Annotated in this window: 20 protein-coding genes and 1 pseudogene; 10 read left to right on the top strand and 11 right to left on the bottom strand. The window is 43.5% G+C overall.

Translation table 11 applies throughout. The features are described from left to right. Positions 1-111 precede the first annotated feature (111 nt). A complete protein-coding gene (lpdA, locus tag J5O05_RS06470; protein ID WP_208844090.1) occupies positions 112-1,533 on the top strand; it encodes a dihydrolipoyl dehydrogenase in 1,422 nt (473 codons plus the stop codon). Positions 1,534-1,659: 126 nt separating this feature from the next. On the opposite strand, the gene J5O05_RS06465 is transcribed toward lpdA, so the two are convergent. Together J5O05_RS06465 and J5O05_RS06460 are read right to left on the bottom strand one after the other, a co-directional pair. Then, positions 1,660-1,887, bottom strand: a complete 228-nt coding sequence (locus J5O05_RS06465; RefSeq protein ID WP_208844089.1) for a hypothetical protein — start codon at positions 1,885-1,887, stop codon at positions 1,660-1,662. A 163-nt stretch (positions 1,888-2,050) separates the two neighbouring features. Continuing rightward, entirely contained in the window at positions 2,051-3,001 is a 951-nt protein-coding gene (locus J5O05_RS06460; RefSeq protein WP_208844088.1) for a sodium-dependent bicarbonate transport family permease, read from the bottom strand. A gap of 107 nt (positions 3,002-3,108) precedes the next feature. Here J5O05_RS06460 and J5O05_RS06455 point away from each other — a divergent pair, with 107 nt between their 5' ends. Beyond that, entirely contained in the window at positions 3,109-4,062 is a 954-nt protein-coding gene (locus tag J5O05_RS06455; RefSeq protein WP_208844087.1) for a LysR family transcriptional regulator, read from the top strand. A 71-nt stretch (positions 4,063-4,133) separates the two neighbouring features. Here the strand turns inward: J5O05_RS06455 and J5O05_RS06450 are convergent, their stop codons facing one another. Further along, complete coding sequence (locus J5O05_RS06450; protein WP_208844086.1) at positions 4,134-4,676, bottom strand: GNAT family N-acetyltransferase; 543 nt, start codon at positions 4,674-4,676, stop codon at positions 4,134-4,136. A gap of 70 nt (positions 4,677-4,746) precedes the next feature. Between J5O05_RS06450 and J5O05_RS06445 the strand changes: the two genes are divergently transcribed. Continuing rightward, on the top strand, positions 4,747-5,418 hold the full coding sequence (locus tag J5O05_RS06445; protein WP_208844085.1) for a tRNA-uridine aminocarboxypropyltransferase: 672 nt from the start codon (positions 4,747-4,749) through the stop codon (positions 5,416-5,418). Positions 5,419-6,770: 1,352 nt separating this feature from the next. Then, on the top strand, positions 6,771-7,694 hold the full coding sequence (locus J5O05_RS06440; protein ID WP_208844084.1) for a Dyp-type peroxidase: 924 nt from the start codon (positions 6,771-6,773) through the stop codon (positions 7,692-7,694). Here the strand turns inward: J5O05_RS06440 and argR are convergent. After that, positions 7,677-8,144 (bottom strand): transcriptional regulator ArgR, encoded by a 468-nt coding sequence (argR, locus tag J5O05_RS06435; protein WP_208844083.1) that lies wholly within the window; start codon positions 8,142-8,144, stop codon positions 7,677-7,679. The two genes, J5O05_RS06440 and argR, sit on opposite strands and share 18 nt — an antisense overlap. A 282-nt stretch (positions 8,145-8,426) precedes the next feature. Here argR and mdh point away from each other — a divergent pair, with 282 nt between their 5' ends. After that, complete coding sequence (mdh, locus tag J5O05_RS06430; protein WP_208844082.1) at positions 8,427-9,362, top strand: malate dehydrogenase; 936 nt, start codon at positions 8,427-8,429, stop codon at positions 9,360-9,362. A gap of 85 nt (positions 9,363-9,447) precedes the next feature. Here the strand turns inward: mdh and J5O05_RS06425 are convergent, their stop codons facing one another. The 3 genes from J5O05_RS06425 to J5O05_RS06415 all read right to left on the bottom strand — a co-directional run bounded on the left by J5O05_RS06425 (position 9,448) and on the right by J5O05_RS06415 (position 11,610). After that, entirely contained in the window at positions 9,448-10,233 is a 786-nt protein-coding gene (locus tag J5O05_RS06425; protein WP_208844081.1) for a methyltransferase domain-containing protein, read from the bottom strand. Between the two features lie 9 nt (positions 10,234-10,242). Then, positions 10,243-10,998, bottom strand: a complete 756-nt coding sequence (locus J5O05_RS06420) for a Nif3-like dinuclear metal center hexameric protein (protein WP_208844080.1) — start codon at positions 10,996-10,998, stop codon at positions 10,243-10,245. 183 nt (positions 10,999-11,181) lie between these two features. Further along, positions 11,182-11,610 carry a CBS domain-containing protein gene (locus J5O05_RS06415; RefSeq protein WP_208844079.1) on the bottom strand — a complete coding sequence of 143 codons (429 nt, stop codon included), beginning with the start codon at positions 11,608-11,610 and terminating at the stop codon, positions 11,182-11,184. 126 nt (positions 11,611-11,736) lie between these two features. On the opposite strand from J5O05_RS06415, the gene J5O05_RS06410 reads away from it, so the two are divergent. After that, the gene (locus J5O05_RS06410; RefSeq protein WP_208844078.1) at positions 11,737-12,381 is read left to right on the top strand and encodes a DUF2987 domain-containing protein; all 645 of its coding nucleotides are present in this window, start codon (positions 11,737-11,739) and stop codon (positions 12,379-12,381) included. Between the two features lie 4 nt (positions 12,382-12,385). Here J5O05_RS06410 and J5O05_RS06405 read toward each other — a convergent pair whose 3' ends face one another. The 4 genes and pseudogenes from J5O05_RS06405 to gpmM all read right to left on the bottom strand — a co-directional run bounded on the left by J5O05_RS06405 (position 12,386) and on the right by gpmM (position 17,180). Then, a complete protein-coding gene (locus J5O05_RS06405) occupies positions 12,386-13,183 on the bottom strand; it encodes a divergent polysaccharide deacetylase family protein (protein WP_208844077.1) in 798 nt (265 codons plus the stop codon). Positions 13,184-13,196: 13 nt separating this feature from the next. Then, positions 13,197-14,417 carry a S41 family peptidase gene (locus tag J5O05_RS06400; RefSeq protein WP_208844076.1) on the bottom strand — a complete coding sequence of 407 codons (1,221 nt, stop codon included), beginning with the start codon at positions 14,415-14,417 and terminating at the stop codon, positions 13,197-13,199. A 32-nt stretch (positions 14,418-14,449) separates the two neighbouring features. Then, positions 14,450-15,352, bottom strand: a complete 903-nt coding sequence (locus J5O05_RS06395) for a murein hydrolase activator EnvC family protein (RefSeq protein ID WP_244369884.1) — start codon at positions 15,350-15,352, stop codon at positions 14,450-14,452. Between the two features lie 282 nt (positions 15,353-15,634). Next, a pseudogene (gene gpmM, locus J5O05_RS06390) lies at positions 15,635-17,180 on the bottom strand (2,3-bisphosphoglycerate-independent phosphoglycerate mutase). Positions 17,181-17,408: 228 nt separating this feature from the next. Here gpmM and J5O05_RS06385 point away from each other — a divergent pair. The 4 genes from J5O05_RS06385 (at position 17,409) to gpsA (ending at position 19,685) form a co-directional block, all read left to right on the top strand. After that, positions 17,409-17,834 (top strand): rhodanese-like domain-containing protein, encoded by a 426-nt coding sequence (locus tag J5O05_RS06385; RefSeq protein WP_208844075.1) that lies wholly within the window; start codon positions 17,409-17,411, stop codon positions 17,832-17,834. A gap of 16 nt (positions 17,835-17,850) precedes the next feature. After that, entirely contained in the window at positions 17,851-18,108 is a 258-nt protein-coding gene (gene grxC, locus J5O05_RS06380; RefSeq protein ID WP_208844074.1) for a glutaredoxin 3, read from the top strand. Positions 18,109-18,170: 62 nt separating this feature from the next. Continuing rightward, the gene (gene secB, locus J5O05_RS06375; protein ID WP_208844073.1) at positions 18,171-18,665 is read left to right on the top strand and encodes a protein-export chaperone SecB; all 495 of its coding nucleotides are present in this window, start codon (positions 18,171-18,173) and stop codon (positions 18,663-18,665) included. A gap of 12 nt (positions 18,666-18,677) precedes the next feature. Further along, positions 18,678-19,685 carry an NAD(P)H-dependent glycerol-3-phosphate dehydrogenase gene (gpsA, locus tag J5O05_RS06370; RefSeq protein ID WP_208844072.1) on the top strand — a complete coding sequence of 336 codons (1,008 nt, stop codon included), beginning with the start codon at positions 18,678-18,680 and terminating at the stop codon, positions 19,683-19,685. The last annotated feature ends 7 nt before the right edge of the window (positions 19,686-19,692 follow it).

Below are 19,692 nucleotides of genomic sequence, written 5' to 3'. Positions count from 1 at the left end.
CTAAGTTTGCTTGCGTGTTAAAACACAAACTTAGCCGGCATTTTTGGCTGCGACACTCGCGAAACTGCATGTGCGAGCATAGTCCCGTTCAATCTTAGTTAAGGTAATAACATGAGCAACGAAATCAAAACTCAAGTTGTAGTACTAGGCGGTGGTCCTGGTGGTTATTCAGCAGCATTCCGTGCTGCGGATTTAGGTTTAGAAGTAACCTTAGTAGAATCTCGTAACACGCTAGGTGGTGTGTGCTTAAACGTAGGTTGTATTCCTTCTAAAGCTCTACTACACGTTGCTAAAGTAATCGACGATGCTAGCGAAATGGCTCACCACGGTGTGACATTCGGTGCACCACAAATCGATTTAGATAAAATCCGTTCTTGGAAAGAGTCAGTGATCGGCCAATTAACTGGTGGTCTTGCTGGTATGGCGAAAATGCGTAAAGTGAAAGTAGTAAATGGCTACGGTAAATTCACTGGCGCTAACACCATTGCAGTTGAAGGTGCAGATGGCACATCAACAATCACGTTTGATAACGCAATTATCGCAGCGGGTTCTCAACCTGTAAGCCTACCGTTCATCCCACAAGACGAGCGCATCATTGACTCAACTGGCGCACTTGAGCTTCAAGATGTCCCTGGAAAGCTACTTGTCTTAGGTGGCGGTATTATCGGTCTAGAGATGGGTACTGTTTACCGTGCACTAGGTTCACAAATCGACGTTGTTGAATTTGCTGATCAACTAGTACCTGCAGCTGACAAAGACATCATCAAAGTTTACCAAAAATACGTGAGCGACAAGTTCAACGTAATGCTTTCTACAAAAGTAGTGGCTGTTGAAGCAAAAGAAGATGGTATCTACGTATCATTCGAAGGCAAGCAAGCGCCTGAAGGTCAAGTACGTTATGACAAAGTATTGGTTGCTGTTGGCCGTACGCCAAACGGTAAACTAATCGACGCTGAAAAAGCGGGTGTTGCGGTTGATGAGCGTGGCTTTATCAACACAGATAAGCAACTACGTACAAACGTAAACCACATCTTCGCAATCGGTGACGTTATCGGTCAACCAATGCTTGCGCACAAAGCGGTTCACGAAGGTCACGTTGCGGCAGAAGTTATCTCTGGTCAGAAACACTTCTTCGATCCTAAGTGCATTCCTTCAATCGCTTATACAGACCCAGAAATCGCATGGGTTGGTGTGACTGAGAAAGAAGCAAAAGAAAAAGGCCTAAGCATCGAAACGGCTGTGTTCCCATGGGCAGCGTCAGGCCGTGCTATTGCTTCTGCACGTACTGAAGGTCAAACTAAACTAATCTTTGATAAAGACTCAGGTCGTATCATCGGTGGTGCGATGGTTGGTATCAACGCAGGCGAAATGCTTGGCGAAATCTGTTTAGCAGTAGAGATGGGTGCAGACGGTGAAGACATCGCGCTAACTATCCACGCTCACCCAACGCTAAATGAGTCAATCGGCCTAGCAGCGGAAATTTTTGAAGGTTCAATCACTGACCTTCCAAACAAAAAAGCGAAGAAAAAGTAATAATCTAAGCTGATTTGATAAAAAAGCGAGACTAGGTCTCGCTTTTTTTATGCCTAAACGAGAGAACCGTGTTGAAGGTTCTGAATGGCGTTTGAGCACCATTTTTAAGGACAGTTACGAAATGAATCACTTAAGTGAGAGATTCTCTTTCGTGGTTTTTGCAAAGACATTGAAATAAACAAAGCGTTTTAAAAGCGCGTTACCACCAAGTATGAAAATGGACAGTGGCGCATAGAAAAAGATAATCATATAAAGAAAAAACGTGGATCCAATTTGTTCAAACTCGGCAAATGTCACCAATGCGCTTAGTAAGATGAGTACTGCAGCAAATGCTCTAAACAAATATTCCCTCATTGAACTTCCTATTTAGTAATGAAATTAGGTACTTACTGAGTTTATCATTGGTTTAGACAGTTTGAATAGTTATTTGTTTTGCTTTTTAGTTGTGCTGGATTCGATATTTTTGTGAAGTGAAAGCGATTGAAAGATATCAATCGCTTTGGCTGACAATGGGGTTTTAGGAAGCAAAAAACAGCGTCATTTGATGATACAGACCAATCCCGATGATGACGTTGAATGGAAATGTGGTCTCAAGTGAGCTTAGCATAGCCAAACCGATATCAGCCTGTGGGATAGCCGCTTTTATCGCAGCAGGAGCAGCTATATAAGAGGCACTGGCAAGTAGAGCAGCTAAAACCACAATAGAGCCTTGTTCTAAGCCTAACATCATCCCGACAAATACTCCGATTGAACCGAGAATACTTGGCACCGTTAGAGCGAATAGAACGAGGCGCCATTGGTGCCAAGGCATAGGGCGTAGCGTGCGAGCAGCCGTTATCCCCATTTCAAGTAGGAACAGTGCTAACACAACTTTGAAGCTTGAGGTCAATAGACTAGTGACTTGCGATCCTTGCTGTGTGCCGTACATCATACCGATGACCACACCTCCAACGAGCAAAATGACGCTCTTGTTGGTCAGCGTTTCGTGCCACAGTGCTTTTAGAGATGGCTGCTTCTGAGTTCCTCCCTGTGTTTCAAAGCGACGGAAGAGTAAAAGGCCAACAATGATGGCAGGGAGCTCGAGCATGACAAGATACAGTGTGACTTCTGGACCCACCATTAGATTTTGACTTTCGGCAAATGCTAAAGCGACAGCAAATGTTCCTGCACTCACCGAACCATAATGTGCCGCAATACTCGCACTATTGGCAACGGACAAGCCAATAACATGCTTTAGGAAAGGATAAAGGGTTAATGGAATAAGCGCACCAAGTGCTGCAACGGTAGCCATTTCTGGCAGCAACCGCCACTCTAAATTGCCATGGAGCACCATGCCGCCTTTTAATCCAATTGTGAGCATTAAAAGTAAGCTGAGCGTTTCATATGTCGCTTTGGGAATGGCTAAATCAGAGCGAAGTAATCCGGCTAATAAACCGAGCACAAAAAACATAACCACGATATCTGGCATGACAACCTCATAGTTTGACTGAATTGAGCTTAGTCTAACGAATTCAATGTATAGCAAATAATAAAATGATTGGTATAGTTATATAGATAATTATCTATGAGGTGGAAATGGATCTCAGGCATCTTTCTTTTCGTTTGTTGGAAGTCTTTATGTGCGTGGTACAAACTGGGTCGATAAGTGAAACAGCACGAAGATTACATCTTACTCAACCAACCGTCTCTTTACAGATAAAACGGCTGACAGAAACCGTTGGTGAGCAACTGTTTTACACTCAGCATCAACGTTTAATGACAACGGAAGCGGGTCTCGAACTATTTAGAACGTGTTTGCAGGTTTTTGAACAATTCGATGATTATCAACGTTATTTGAAAGAAATTCAGGGTGGAGAACGGGGGCATTGTCGCATAGCAATGGTAAATACCGCGCAGTACATATTACCCAAACTACTCGGTCCATTTAGTCTCGAGCATCCGAATGTCGATATGAAAGTGGAAATCGGCAATCGAGAACAAGTACTCGCTCGTTTTGAACGGGCGGAGGATGATTTGTATGTATTTAGTCATCCCCCCTCACTTGAACATGCCTTGGCCGGGCGCTTTTTACAAAACCCATTAGTGCTTTTAGCACCTGCGCATCATCCGCTGGCAGCGCTTTCACAAGTATCCTTAAGCGATATTGTGCAATATCGCTTTTTGCTCAGAGAACCTGGTTCAGCGACTAGAATGCTATTTGATAGCGCGCTACAAAGTCGAGGATTAGTTCTTTCAGACAGTATTCAAATGGCGAGCAATGAGGCGATTCGTGTCGCGGTAAGTGCAGGAATGGGAATTGCGGTGTTATCACGACATGTTATTCCGGCTCAAGATACTACGTTAAAAATTATACCTATCAAAGATTTAGAACTTGCGAGTCATTGGTATTTTATTGTACGTACAGATAGACATATTGCTCACGCAGCAAAACATTTCTTGCGCTTTGCGCAGATGAATTTGGAAAACTACTTGGACAAAACATGGGTCAGAAATGGCTTAAACGAATTGAATCAAGCTTTGTCGAAGTGACGTTCTCTGTTGCACATTGCTAAGAGAACGTCCTTTGGACTTGCACTTTACACTAAGGCAGTAAAACGCAACTAATCGATTAAAGGTTTGGTGTAGTACACCACTTCTGTTTGCCAAGTTGGATCGGTATGTATGTCTTGCTTAACAAAATGCATGCCTAGCTTCTTCATGACTGCAATGGAACCGATGTTATCTACTGCTGCGACAGCGCTAAATGACTTTAATTCATTTAATTTTTCAATATGGGTCGCGACGTGCAAAGCCGCTTCAGTAGCGTAACCTTGCCCCCAAGTCGTTTGTTTAAAACGCCAGCCAAGTTCCATGTCGGTGTCGTCTCGTTCTTCAGTGAAATAGAACATTGGACGAACCAAAATCCAACCAATAAATTCATGCTCTTCTTTGGTCGCAACATGCCAAAGACCCCAGCCTTTTTCTTCATTATGAAATGACGCAATTCTTGGTAAAAAGCGATTGTGAATATCTTCCATGGAGGTTGGTATCCCACCATTTAGGTATTGCATCACCGAAGGGTCTTGGTCCAACTCAAACAGAAGCTGTGCATCATCTGGGGTGATCATTCGATACATGAGACGCGCGGAAGGTGTAATTTTCATAATGAATTCCTTACTGCTTTTTTTATTCTAGTTGCTTACAATACGCCGCTTAATATCTAAGAGGCAAGAAATGAACAATTCGGTACTTCAACTTAGGCAAGTTTTGTTGGCCAATGCGACTCGACCTTTCAATGCGAGAGGTGGTCGTCTTATCCGTTGTGAAACATGTTTACTTGCTACCTCTTTGTGCATCTGTTCATCACGTCTTTTTGCTCACGATTGTCAAAGTGCGGTGCTGATGTTGATGTCTCACAATGAGCCGTTCAAACCTTCTAACACCGGGCGGCTGATAGCCGATATTGTACCAGACAATTACGCGTTTAAATGGAGTCGCACAGAGCCGGAAGACGCACTACTTGCTTTGTTAGCGGATCCAAGTTATCAACCAATCCTTGTTTTTCCGGCAGAAGAAGCGGATGGACGGCAGATCATCGAATCCGTGCAGCGTGAAGAAAACAAAAAACCACTGTATGTCTTTTTAGATGGTACTTGGCGGGAAGCAAAACGGATGTTTAGACGAAGTCCCTATCTAGACAATTTACCTGTGCTATCAATCACGCCAAAAGCGCTCTCTGATTATCGTTTGCGGGTCGCACCATTTGAAAATCAGTTGGGTACTGTTGAAGTGGCAACAATTGTATTAGCGCAAAATGGTGAGGCGCAAGCTGCAGAAAATCTACAAGCACATTTTCTTGACTTTAGAAGTGCTTATTTAAAAGGTAAAAACCGAAAAGTGGATTAATTTGGCTTGGTCATGTTTCGAATGAAGTGATGGGCTAGGAAAACGCTGTTTAAGACATTAAGAATCCCAAATAAAGAAGGGCGCAACCCAATGGGCTGCGCCTGCGGAATCTTCTTTTCGCGTCCTGCGATAGAGTACTTACTCGTACAACACTGTCCTAATTGGCATCCTTTACTACGTTGGTTAGGGTCTACGTAGTTTCAGAATTACTCCCTGAGTACACCTTAATAAGATTTACTCGAAGGTAACACTGTTCCTCACTTCCTGTTGTGTTTCCATTCACTTGCTCATCCTGAGCAATCCATCTTATTTACTGCTTGGCCTCGGTCATTCCCAGAAGGGGTAAACGTCCGCTGTTCCTTTGCCTACTTCTTCCTGGCAGCATCCTGCTATCGATTCCATTTCGAACAATCCGTGTGTCCACTACAACTTCCTGTCAGCCAATCTGTCCTTTTGATTGGATATCTTCCTTACGCGTCCATTGCCCAGCTTCCAATGCTGAATTATCCTTGTCTTTGCTTATCCTAAGCTGAATCGTTCCTTCGATATTCCTTTCCTTTGCTATCCTTCCTGGTTAGCAACGTTCTTCCTGAACGTTTCCCTTTTATCAGCGTTTTCCCTAGCTGATGTGAACAGTATAGTTAGCGATGGTGAGCTTGTATCCGATAAAAACCGAATGATTTTGTGTTTACACTGGTTTACTTTAGATTAAGTCTTTTAATTTCATGGTATTACAAATAATTTAGGGGTTTTTTATGCAGTATCTTCCACGATCGCTGTCAGCGCCGTGAGAGATCTCTCACATACAACTTCCTCTTTTGTGATTCCATTTTGGAAACGAATGGTGAGTTTAGACTATTAACTCCATCGCAAGCCGCATGAAATCTAGTGTTGAATAAATTATCCATATCATTCATTTGTCGTAGATTTGAGTTATTCTCACTCATTTTTGTGTGTATATACGCGTATGGATGCTCGAATATCTAACAATCTGCATTCAAAAACACCATACTAACGTCTCGATTGACAGTATGGGTTGCTGAAATTTATCGCCTCGACATATACTTACCTTTGGCCAGACACAATTAATTACACTCAAAAGCTATTCGCTAAAGGCGAGCGAAAGCACTTCAGGTGTTGTTATTTAGGTTGCGGCTAATGCTTTGATGCTTTGCATTGAGGTTAATTAGCGTAAGAGGGCCGAATAACATCGAGTTTTGGCTGTAGGCTGTTGCTTTTACAATTTCGTTGTGGGGCATTTGCTTGAATGCGAAAAATCAGAGTGGCATACAAAACAAAACGTTTTGTGTCGCTGGATAACAATAATATCAATAATTGGGTACTGTTTCGGTATGGCGCAAGCGCAATCAGGACTTTGTGCAGAGGCAAATCTGCATGGATTACATCTCTTTTTTAACGTGTTAGACGGTCATGATGAAGCAGTGCGTGTTCAGCTCCCGGAATTGTTGTTGTTGCAAGAAGAGTTTAATGATCAGTTTTCTGAGTCAATGATTAGTTCTTTTATTGCTGTCGGTGCGCAATATTGGCCACATATCTATCCTGAATTTATTCCATCTGAACTTCGAAGTTTTCCCCATATCAGCCATTCAGAACACAGTATTCATAGCCAACCGTTTGATTTACTTTTGGTGATTCGTTCCGATAGAGAAGATGTAAATCACCTTTTTGCACAGCGCGTACTACAAATATTTGGCTCAGGCGTTGAACTGGTATCTCAAGTTCGTTGTTTTCGATTTCTCGATGGACGAGATTTTAACGGTTTTGTGTATGGCGGTGACGCGCCTCATGGCCGTTTAAAGCGGCAAGTTGCTTTGGTTAGTAGTCCTAATCAACCAGATGATCAAGGCAGTTATGTGCACACCACGCGTGTAAAATTTGAATTGGCGGGTTGGCATCGTTTAGATGTGAGTGAACAAGAACAAATAATGGGTCGAACTCGGTTAGACAATCAATTGATCCTGCCCCCAACGCCTGATAGTCATGCGACGCTGAGTGAATTGAAAGATGAAAATGGTCTAGCTTTGTTACTAAATCAGAGTATGCCGTTTGGTGATGTTCACGTTCAGGGCAGTTTATGGCTGAGTTGCAGTGCGCATGGCGACGGTTTGGCACTCGTCCTGAAAAAACGATTCGGTGATGATGAATGTTACGACCGATGGCTAGATTTTACCCATAGTGATATGGGCGCTGCTTTTTTCGCGCCCTCTGTCCAGTTTTTGAAATCGATGGCTGAGCGATTAGACGTTATCGAATAGCGTACGAACTCGGTCTAACGTTAAATCAATTTCTGACACTTTTGCTGGTGCAATGAAGATAGTGTCATCACCGGCAATCGTACCAAGTACTCCATCTGCTTTGCCAAGAGAATCGAGCAAGCGAGCGATAAGTTGTGCAGCGCCAGGGCTTGTTCGAATGATTATCATCATCTCATTGTGCATGATATCTAAGACAAGTTGTCTAAGTGGGCTTTTCGCGGTCGGTACGCCCATTTCTACAGGTAAACAGTAGACCATTTCTTGTTTAGCATTACGAGTGCGAACGGCCCCAAATTTGCTCAGCATTCTAGATACTTTGCTTTGGCTTATGTTATCGAAACCTTGATCTTTGAGCGCATCGACAATCTCGCCTTGCGAAGAAAGGTTTTCTTCTTTTAACAATGCCTTGAATGCTTTTACTAGTGCTTCTTGTTTTTCTTGAGGTTGCATAACTACTCGCTCGTTTATTGCCATATCTGGATGATTCTACACAAATACGTACTGATGCCCAAGTTTTCGTGATGATGTTTTCGCCGTAGGCGGCACAAGTAGCGACATATCGCAATGAGCACTTATGCTCAATTGTAGTCTTACAATGGCACTAAGTGTCGCGATGTTTACAACTATGGTCGAAAAAATCTCGAATATAAGCAGGATTAATTTGTTTTTATCGGTGCTTTTCATTATCTTTATGGCACTTTTTATTCCTACCTCAAATTATGGAGAATTCCCATGAAAGTTGCTGTTTTAGGTGCTGCCGGTGGTATCGGCCAAGCTCTATCTCTACTACTAAAAACTGGTTTACCAGCAGGTTCTGAGCTAGCGCTTTACGACGTAGCGCCAGTTGTACCTGGTGTTGCTGTTGATTTGTCTCACATCCCTACAGCAGTGAAAGTGACAGGTCATGGTAAAGATGATCTTGACTCAGCGCTTGTCGATGCGGATATCGTTTTAGTTCCTGCAGGTATGCCACGTAAGCCAGGTATGGATCGCTCTGATCTATTCAATGTAAACGCGAGCATCGTAAAAGCGTTAGCGGAAGGCATGGTTAAAAACTGCCCTAAAGCACTAGTAGGTATCATCACTAACCCAGTAAATGGCACTGTGCCAATCGTTGCTGAAGTATTCAAAAAGGCTGGCGTTTACGATGCAGCACGTATCTTCGGTGTTACAACGCTAGACGTGATCCGTTCAGAAGCGTTCGTTGCTGAACTTAAAGGTCTAGATGTTGCAAACGTTAAAGTACCTGTGATCGGTGGTCACTCAGGCACAACAATTCTTCCTCTACTTTCACAAGTTGAAGGTGTAGAGTTCACTGAAGAAGAAGTTGCAGCGCTTACTCCACGTATCCAAAACGCGGGTACTGAAGTAGTTAACGCGAAAGCGGGTGGCGGTTCAGCAACACTTTCAATGGGTGCAGCGGCAGCTCGTTTCTGCTTCTCATTAGTTAAAGGTCTTCAAGGCGAAGCAAACGTTGTTGACTACGCATACGTTGCAGTTGAAAACGGCGATGCACCTTACTTTGCACACCCAGTACGCCTTGGCAAAAATGGTGTTGAAGAGATCCTTTCTTACGGTCAATTAAGCGCATTCGAAGAGAAAGCGAAAAACGACATGTTAGAAACACTAAACAAAGATATCCAAGAAGGTATCGATTTCATGGCGTAATTGCTATTGAATTGAAAAGCCCGCAGATGCGGGCTTTTTTATTTGTGCAATACGTAAAAACGTTGATGCTTCGCGCTATGGTCAATTACTCATTATCGTTAAATGCTGTGCAAAGTAGATGCGTATATCGTCCTAACGATGCGTAGGCATCTTGGCGGTTAAATTTAAGCTCCATGGCAAGTAGTTCGTTGAACTGGTTCTCCGCCTTTTTAGGATCTCTCAAATAATCATTTATGCAGCGCACGCCAGTCTTTGCCAGAACGGATAAATTTAAATCGTTTAACCACGCAGCAACATCCTTCGGATCGAGCGGCTGATTTGGATTCAAACTGACTTTCTTTTTAACCTTTAAATCGTTTTGTACGTAGTCGAAGTTACCGTAAACTAAATTTGCAAAGCGCTGTGCGTCACGATTGTAGTACATCAGCGATAGAAGTCCGTCACGTTGCATACAGCTTTTCAATATTGTTAAGGCTTTCTGCTGCTCAACTACCCACTCTAAAACAGCGTGACACAAAACCAAGTCAAACTGGCCCAAAGCTAAATCAGGAATAGATTGCAAAGCCCCATGAACAGTTGTGAGATTTTGCTGAAGGTTTTGTTGAGTGGCATTACTCATCGCAACATCAAGCATCTCCTTGGAAATGTCGATGAGCGTAACGTGGTGCCCCTGCGCTGCCAAAAAAAGTGCAAGTTGGCCCTGTCCTCCACCCACATCTAAAATTCGCATAGAGGTGTTGATACCAAGCCAAGGTACACCTTCTGTTAAATCCCGCTTTAGAACCGCTTCACGGATCTTGCCTTTATTCGTGCCATAAATATTTTTCGAAAATTTAGAGGAAATAGTGTCAAAACTTCTGTCGTTTTTCATTTATGGGCATCACACCGGATTGTGGATATCAATAAATTCAACCTCTAGGTCAAATTGTGTCGCAAGGTATTCACCTAATGCTTTCACGCCATATCGCTCTGTTGCATGGTGTCCCGCGGCGAAAAAGTGAATGCTCTGTTCATTGGATGAATGGATAGTTTGCTCAGATGCTTCACCAGTAAGATAAGCATCAATACCTTGGCTTGCGGCTAAATCTATAAAACTTTGTCCGCCACCCGTACACCAAGCAACCGTCTTGATTAAATGGTCACCCGCGGCGTTAACAAGAGGAGCTCGACCCAATTTGTTCTCAATCAAAATCGCAAAATCTTCGACCGACATCGGTGTAGCAAGTTTGCCTTTTACTGCGACGCTCGATTTATTCCATGGTTCAAGAGGGCGTTCAATATCTAAGCCTAACAATGCGCCGAGTTGTGCGTTGTTGCCAAGTTCAGGATGTACATCTAAGGGGAGGTGATAGGCAATTAAGTTAATATCGTGTGCAAGCAAGCGCTGAATACGACGTTTTTTCATGCCCGTGATTGTCTGATCTTCACCTTTCCAGAAATATCCGTGATGAACCAAAATTGCATCAGCACCACGTTCAATAGCAGCATCGATTAGTGCGTGACTCGCGGTAACGCCAGTCACGATTTTCTTTATTTCAGACTTACCTTCGACTTGTAGGCCATTCGGACAATAGTCACTAATTTGAAAAGGCTTGAGCAATTCAGTGAGATGGTTAATTAATTTTGTACGTTTCATAATGCTCCCCCTAAAAACCGCTAGTTTAGCGCTTTTTAGGGGGATGAAAAGAGGCGAATGAGATATTCCAAATCAGGTATCTCATCTATAGGATTCGACGTTGCAGCATACTGCCATTTTGCAATGTCGATGCGTTGTATAAACTTCTTTGAAGTCTGTGGAATACCTATCAAATAAAGTTGATTAGCCTTCACTGCCAAGTAGTGCTGCAGCCAAACGAACAAAATCAGATGAGGTGATAATACCCTGCAATTTGCCATCTTCAGTAACAACAGGCAAACAACCATGACGGTTTTTAACGAAATAAGTTGCCACGTCTTTTAGTTTTTCGTCAGGGCGTACTGCGACGAAATCAGTTGCCATGACTTCTTGAGCCTTTTGTTGTTTTTCTTTTCGTTCGAGAGCGAGTTGGCCGTAAGTTGCCAGTATTTTCATGACGTTTGCAATCATGATTTTTTGGGTCAACATACCTTGCAACTGACCTTGGTCATCAATAATTGGAATATGGCGGATGTTTTTTTCACGCATTAGATCGTGTGCGACTTTTAACGAATCCGTTTGGCTAATGCAAAGTGGATCTGGTGTCATGAGGTCAGAGACGTATTTTAACATTTATTTACCTATTTAACGTTGCAAGTTGCTCTAATTCTAGTCATAAATGTGCGTTCTTACTTGGTCTTAGATCAATAAATTGTATGGCAAGATTTTGTCTTTTAAATCATTTGTAGGAAGGTAAAGGTGAAAGGATTATCGATATTAATTTATATGCTGGTTTTAATTACGACGCCTGTCTCGATGGCTTCAGAGCGTTCATCAGACTATGCCAAGCTAAACTCGATATTGAGCCTGTTAAAAGCAGTTAAATCGCCGTATCTATCTGGCAAAGCACAACTTGAGATTAAGAATGAGACCATCCAGCTCGACGACGTCAAAATATGGTTCACAAAAGATGGGAACCTATTGTCAGAAGTAAAAATAGGTGCGGATGCAACATTAGATTTGCCAGTTTATGAAGATGCTAAAAACATCAAGATGCACGTCAATCAAGAGAAAGACGATGTCTCCATCTCGTTGAGTACCAAAATCAAAGAACTCGATGTGACAGAAATTGCCTACAATGATTTGTTTGTGTTGTTGGACGATATCAACTCATTTATGGACGGTATGGCAGGGGGGATGAGTTTCATGGTCCCCACAATGGATGCAATTAAATTTAAGTTTGCGTCTGATGCAACAATAGAAGTGTTGTCAGCTAAACAGGTTTATCGTTTTCAGACCAATAAAGAGCACGAAATTTCCATTGATGTATCGAAGAAGCTGAGGAAAGAAAATCCGATGGTAAGGTTTAGTCAGTTACCGACCACAATGTCACCAGAAGATTAAATGTTTACGGTGTTACGGTCAGGTGACTGACCGTGTTCGGCGTTTCTGGCGCTTTGTCAGCAAGTTGAATGTATTTGTTTTCCACTAATTGAGAAACGGGTACTAATTCAAATCCTTGTGCGCTTAGCAATGGCAACTGCGCCATTAAAAATGATTGAGTTTCAGGATAAGGGTGTGCAATTGCCACGGCAAACTGGTTCTGAGTCGCAATACGTTTTAGTTCCTCTAACTGCACTAACATTGCTTCCTCGTTGAGATCATTATCGAGAAACACGTTGCGTGAAATGTTCATCACACCCACTAAATTGGCAACGTGTTGAGCTTGCGTTTGCACGGTCGTGCGACTATCGAGAAAAAATAAGCCTCGTTTTTTCAAAATTTCCATGGTCCAACGCATCGGCTCAGTTTCTTGAGTTAATCTTGAACCCATATGATTATTCACACCTTTTACCTGCGGTAAGCTTGCAAGAGCATGGCCTAACGTACTTTGTAACTCGAGTCGTCCCATATCAGAAGTCAGGCCGCCAGGCCCTAATAGCTTGTCATTGGTCGATTCCATCGGAACATGGAGCAGCAATTCTTTACCTTGTTGACTCGCTTTGAAAGCAAAGCGCTGAGAATATGGCGTGTGCGGTAAAATGGAATAGGTGAGCGTGCCGGGTAGATTCAGCAAATCCATATCGCGTTGATGATAGCCTATATCATCGATGACAATGGCAATCCTTGCTGCCTGAGCAACGGCACAAGGCAGCAAGAAAAGTGCGATACCAAGTAGGTAAGACGTTATTTTATTTGTTAGCACTCAATCGTTTTTATTATTTTTCAGCCAGTAAATGTGAATCCAATTTTGCGAGAAGATTCGTTATCTCAGGCTTTATTTGATTATTGTTACGGTCCATTATAACGGCTTTACTCAATTGTGAAAGTACCTCTTTATTCATCTCTACATCTGGTTTGATACCAATTCCATCAATAGAGCGGCCGGATGGTGTGAAGTATTTTGCGGTGGTCAACTTGAGCGCTGTTTTTCCTTCTCCAAGGGGAATAAGCGACTGTACCGAACCTTTACCGAAAGACCTTTCGCCCATAATGAGTGCCCGATGGTTATCTTGCAAAGCGCCAGCGAGAATCTCTGCCGCCGATGCCGAGTTTTCGTTGATCAGAACTGCGATAGGCGCACCTCGAAGTAGGTCACCTCGTTGAGCTTGGTAGATTTGATTTGCATCGAAGAAACGTCCTTTAGTCGTCACAATGAGTCCGCTATCTAAAAACAGATCAGAGATTGCAACAGCACTGTTTAATGTACCTCCGGGATTGTCGCGGAGATCTAGAATCAAACCACGCAGTGTACGCCCATACTTACTTTTAAGCTTCTTAATGTGGTTTGCAACATCGTGGTAAGTGTGATTATTGAAACTCGCAATAGAGACATAACCAATGCCGCGTGGAAGTAATTGGCTCGTTACGGTATCTAAGGAAATCTCTTCTCGTTGCAAAGCGAATTCCATGTTGGTTTGAGAGCGAGACACAATTAGATTGATAGTCGATTTTTTCGCAGAACGCAGCATATCAGAGACGTATTTTAATGGCTTGTCAGCCACTTTCTGGCCATTTACGAAAAGCAACACATCACCTTTTTGCAGTCCAGCTCTGCTCGCGGGTGAATTGCTCAAGGTGTTCGTGATAACCAGCGTACTCTCTCGTTCTTCCACTTCTATTCCAAGTCCTGTGTACTGGCCGCTTGCGGTACTAAAAATGGCGTCTAGGTCACCTTCATCTAAATATCTTGAGTAGGGGTCTAAATGTTCAAACAACGTGGCTAAACTGTTTTGACTTAGCTCACTGATCGGTAAGTCCTCAACGTAATAAGCGTGAATGTGGAACAGAATTTCGTTACTTTCTTCTTCACTTAACGTGACATCAGTGATTGATGCGAATACAGGATTTATCAGCGTAAGAAACACAAACAGAATAGCAAAAAAGGTATTTACTAAGGTGTGTGCTTGGCGCAGATTTGCTTGTGGTATCGTATTCATGAGCTGCTCCTCTTAGTGCAGCGATACGTACCTTACGATTTTCTGCACCATTCGATAGGATTTACAGCGCGTCCCTTATGCCGTATTTCGAAGTATAGACCAGGATTTTGCTGTCCGCCGCTTTGACCAACTTTAGCAATCGGTTCACCGCTTTGCACAAGGTCGCCAACATCTCGCAGTAGTGTTTGTGCATGACCATAGAGGCTCATAAACCCTTCACCATGGTCGACCACGATGACCCACCCATAACCATTTAACCAATCGGCAAAAACCACCTGACCTTGTCGAATACTGGTGACGTTACTTCCTTCATTTGCTTGGATCAGAACACCATTCCAGTTAAGGCCAGTGTGTTTTTTCGCACCAAAACGGTTTCCGATTCGGCCTGTTACTGGCCAAGGTAATTTTCCTTTGGCGTTATTGAGGCCGACCATTTCTTGAGATTGCGCGGTTTGGGCTTTGACTGTTTGCAATTGAGCCAACGTGTCACGAAGTGTTTTTTCATTGTCGCGAAGGTATGCAATGGCCGTTTTTGTCGCATTTAAGGTGCTTTGCAGTGCTTTTGATTTTTCAACCTGTTCAGCTTGTGCGACTTTAAGCCCGTCTAACCTTCTTTGCTGTTCGTTAGATAAATCAGCCAGCTGAGACTGCTTTTGCAATAAACGCGTTTTGTTTTGGTCTATTTTTGCGACTATCTCTTTTAATGCATCGAGTTGCGAAGTTCGAGCATTATTTAGGTATTCGTAGTACACAATCATTCGTTCCAAAGTCGACGCATTCTCTTGGTTTAACAGCATCTTGGAATAGTCGTGAGCACCATTGATGTAGGCACTTTGCAGTTGTTTGGCGAGAATAGCTGAGAGTTGGCGGCGCTGTTTGGATAAGCGGTTTTGTTCTTCTTCCAATATTTGCTGTTGCTGGCGATTCTCCGTCATCCCTTGCTGCGTTAACTCAAGTGCGCGAACATGTTCAGCAACAGCTGCGTTCGACTTGTCTGAGTTGTTTTTCCTGCCTCTTTAGCGCGCTCTTTTGCTCGGCAAAACGAGCTTCAGCGCGTTTAATTTCTTCTTGGACCTCAACAAGATCTTGTTTTGTTCGGTCTTCATTTGCGAGTAACGAACTACACCACGAAAAAGACAATGCACAAAAAATCATACACAGCAGTGACGTGACGTAACTGCTGTGTGATTGCGGTGAGCTTAAACGAGCTGTGTTCATTACTTCAAAGTAACGATAGGGGAACCGGTCATTTCTGGCGGTTGCTCCATGCCAAGTAGGTGTAGCATGGTTGGGGCAACATCGCTTAACGTTTTACTTGAATGTGCGACTGCATCACGGCCAACGTAAATAAAAGGAACAGGCTCGCTTGTGTGTGCGGTGTGTGATTGTCCTGTGCTTGGGTCTGACATTTGCTCAGCATTACCATGGTCTGCGGTTATTAGCGCTTCTCCACCGACTTCTCTTAATGCCTCAACGACGCGTCCAATGCAACGGTCTACTGCTTCACAGGCCTTTACTGCAGCATCGAATACACCCGAGTGACCAACCATATCGCCATTGGGGTAGTTGACGACAATCACATCGAACTCACCACCGTGGATTGCATCAACAAGCTTATCGGTTAAAAGCGTAGAGTTCATTTCCGGTTGAAGGTCGTATGTAGCTACTTTTGGTGATGGAATCAGTTCACGTTTTTCGCCATCAAACAACGCTTCACGACCACCACTAAAGAAGAACGTTACGTGAGCGTACTTTTCTGTTTCAGAAATACGTAACTGAGTTTTCTGATGTTTCGCGAGCCATTCACCAAGCACGTTGCTTAAAGATTCAGTAGCAAATGCAATTGGTGCTTTAATATCAGCGGCATATTCAGTCAACATGACAAATGCACTGAGCGACGGAGTGCGAGCTTTCGAAAAGCCATCGAAGTTCGCATCGACAAATGTACGTGTCATTTGTCGAGCGCGGTCAGCTCGGAAATTCATAAAAATGACGGTGTCATTGTCGTTCATCACTGCCGCGTTTTCGCCAGCAGGAACAATAGTCGTTGCTTTAACAAACTCATCATTTTCTTCACGAGCATAGGCCGCTTCTAGAGCGCTTACACCATCTTCAAATGTGAAGTTCGCTGTACCATCCACCATTAAGTTGTAAGCGGCTTCGACGCGATCCCAGCGGTTATCTCTATCCATGGCATAGTAACGACCGATGATGGTTGCTAATCGTCCGGTGCCAAGGCGAGCAAATTCTTTCTCAATGCGTTCAATTGATGCTTTTGCACTGCGAGGTGGTGTGTCACGACCGTCTAAGAATGCATGTAGATAAACGGCTTTAGCGCCACGTTCGACGGCAAGCTGCATTGCGGCTATGATGTGGTCTTCATGGCTATGTACACCACCTGGGCTTAATAATCCCATCAAATGAACGGCTGCGCCTTTAGCAACAGCTTTATCAATATTTTCGACAAGTACTGGATTGTGTTGAAATTCACCGTCGTCGATTGACTTGGTAATACGAGTAAAATCTTGATACACGATGCGACCAGCACCCAAGTTCACGTGACCCACTTCAGAGTTACCCATTTGACCTGCAGGTAAACCAACATCAAGTCCTGAGTCTCGAAATTAGTGTGTGCGGACATGTTGCCCAGAGTGAATCTAAAATTGGCGTATTTGCAGCTAAAATAGCGTTGCTTTCTGCTTCTTCTCTGTATCCCCAACCATCTAAAATCATTAACACTAAAGGCTTTTTCTTCGCGGTCATTTGGACTCCTGACATGTGGCACGAACTTCCTCTGTAGCATATCGTGTTTTGTGCATCTTTTCAGCCTTTGTCGCGTGATTTCTCTTCAAGTACTCTAAAATATCAGAAGAACGATTCGCTAACGCCAAAAAGCTGTTTTACCTCGAGAGTCTGTGTATACTTGCGCGCATAAGACGAAATTTCATTGGGCATAACGCCCAGAAACCTTCACAGAAAGAGTATAAAAGCATGGATCAATATATTGCATTCGTTGGTAACCACCCCGTTTTAAGTATTTTGTGGATAGTGATAGCGGCAATGCTGGTGGGTAGTTGGTTTAAAAGTCAGTTTTCAAAAATTAGACAAATCAACCCGCAACAACTTACTTTGCTCGTGAATCGTCAAGAAGGGCAAGTGATTGATATCCGCGCGCAGAAAGAGTTCAGTGCAGGTCACATTGCAGGTGCTATCCACTTAAACGCAGAAAAAGCGAAACAAGGGGAACTTTCTAGCCTTGAAAATTTCAAAAGCAAACCCATTATACTTGTGTGTAATGCTGGTATCACGGCTTCAGCTGTTGCTGAGAAATGTTTGAAATCAGGATTTGAGCAAGTTTATGTGTTGTCAGGTGGCATGGGTACTTGGCAAGGCGCGGGTTTACCGACCAGCAAATAATAGAAGAAGTGAACTTATGAGTAACGTTGTCATTTATACCAAAGACTACTGTCCGTACTGCCATCGCGCTAAAGCTTTGCTTGATAGCAAAGGGGTACAGTATACTGAATTTGACATTGGCCAACAGCCGCAATTAAGAGATGAAATGATTGCAAAAGCGAATGGCCGTACAACGGTGCCACAGATTTTTATCAATGAGTCGCATATCGGCGGTTGTGATGACATGATGGCATTGGAAGCTCAGGGCAAACTTAATTCATTGCTTAGCGCTTAAACGAATATAAATTTAATTAAGACCTTTCGAAAAAGGTCTGGATAACAAGATTAGGAATAGTAATGTCTGAACAAAACCAAAACGAAGCAGCAATGCAAGACGGCGCACAATTTGCAATTCAGCGTATTTATGTGAAAGATGTTTCATTTGAAACACCAAATTCGCCAGAAATCTTCCAACTTGAGTGGACACCTGAAGTTAAGTTAGACATGGACACCCGTTCAAACAAGCTGGGCGACAACGTTTATGAAGTGGTTTTGGCATTAACGGTAACTGCAACGCTTGGCGACAAGACTGCGTTTTTATGTGAAATCCAGCAAGCTGGTATTTTCAGCATTGCAGATTTAGACGAGCTACAAATGGCGCACATGTTAGGTGCTTTCTGCCCGAACATTCTATTCCCATACGCTCGCGAAGCGGTTGCAAGTTTAGTTAACCGTGGTACTTTCCCACAACTTAACCTAGCTCCAGTTAACTTTGACGCGCTATTTGCACAATACATGCAACAACGCGCGGCTCAACAAGGTGCTGAAGAGCAAGCAGAAGCTAACGCTTAATTAAGTGACATTATGAGTACAGCATCATCAGCTGTTACGGTTTTAGGGGCGGGGTCATATGGCACCGCCCTTGCTATTTGTTTTGCCCGTAACGGTCACAAAGTTACGCTGTGGGGTCGCAACTCTACAGACGTTGAAAACATCGCTAATACCCGAGAGAACGCGCGGTATCTGCCTGGATTAAAACTGCCTGAATCACTTGAGCTTGAAGCTGATTTAGAAATGGCGGTTAAAGCCAGCCAACTCATATTGGTTGTTGTGCCAAGTCATGCGTTTGCAGAAACCCTGAAGCAAATAAAGCCTTATCTGCTTGATGGCGCACGAGTTGCCTGGGCGACAAAAGGGTTAGAACCCGATACTGGTCGCTTGTTGCAAGAAGTCGCGCTGGAAGTACTGGGAGAGCAAGTTCCACTTGCTGTATTGTCAGGTCCTACGTTTGCAAAAGAAATGGCAGCAGGTTTACCCACTGCGATTTCAGTTTCGTCGACATGCTCAGATTTTCGCAGTCAACTGGCGAAATTGCTACATTGTGGACGCTCGTTTCGGGTCTATAGCAATGACGATTTTATCGGTATCCAACTTGGTGGTGCGGTTAAAAACGTGATTGCTATTGGGGCGGGGATGTCCGATGGTTTTGGTTTTGGAGCGAACGCAAGAACAGCGCTAATCACTCGAGGTTTAGCTGAATTGTGTCGCCTAGGCTGCGCGCTTGGTGCACGGTCAGAAACCTTTATGGGTATGGCGGGGCTGGGTGACCTCATTTTGACTTGTACGGATAACCAATCACGTAACCGTCGTTTTGGTCTTGCGCTTGGGCAAGGCAAAAAGGTGAATGAAGCGATGTCGAGTATTGGTCAAGTGGTTGAAGGCTATCGAAATACCAAAGAAGTGTACCTTTTAGCTAAGCGCACAGGGATTGAGATGCCGATCACCGAGCAAATTTATCAAGTACTTTATCAGCAAAAAGACGTTAAAGAAGCGGCAATGGCTCTGCTGGGACGCGAGCAAAAAGCCGAGTAATGGATGA

It is taken from the genome of Pseudoalteromonas xiamenensis (assembly GCF_017638925.1).
Classification (GTDB): domain Bacteria; phylum Pseudomonadota; class Gammaproteobacteria; order Enterobacterales; family Alteromonadaceae; genus Pseudoalteromonas; species Pseudoalteromonas xiamenensis.
This window is presented reverse-complemented; position numbering and strand designations above follow the sequence as displayed.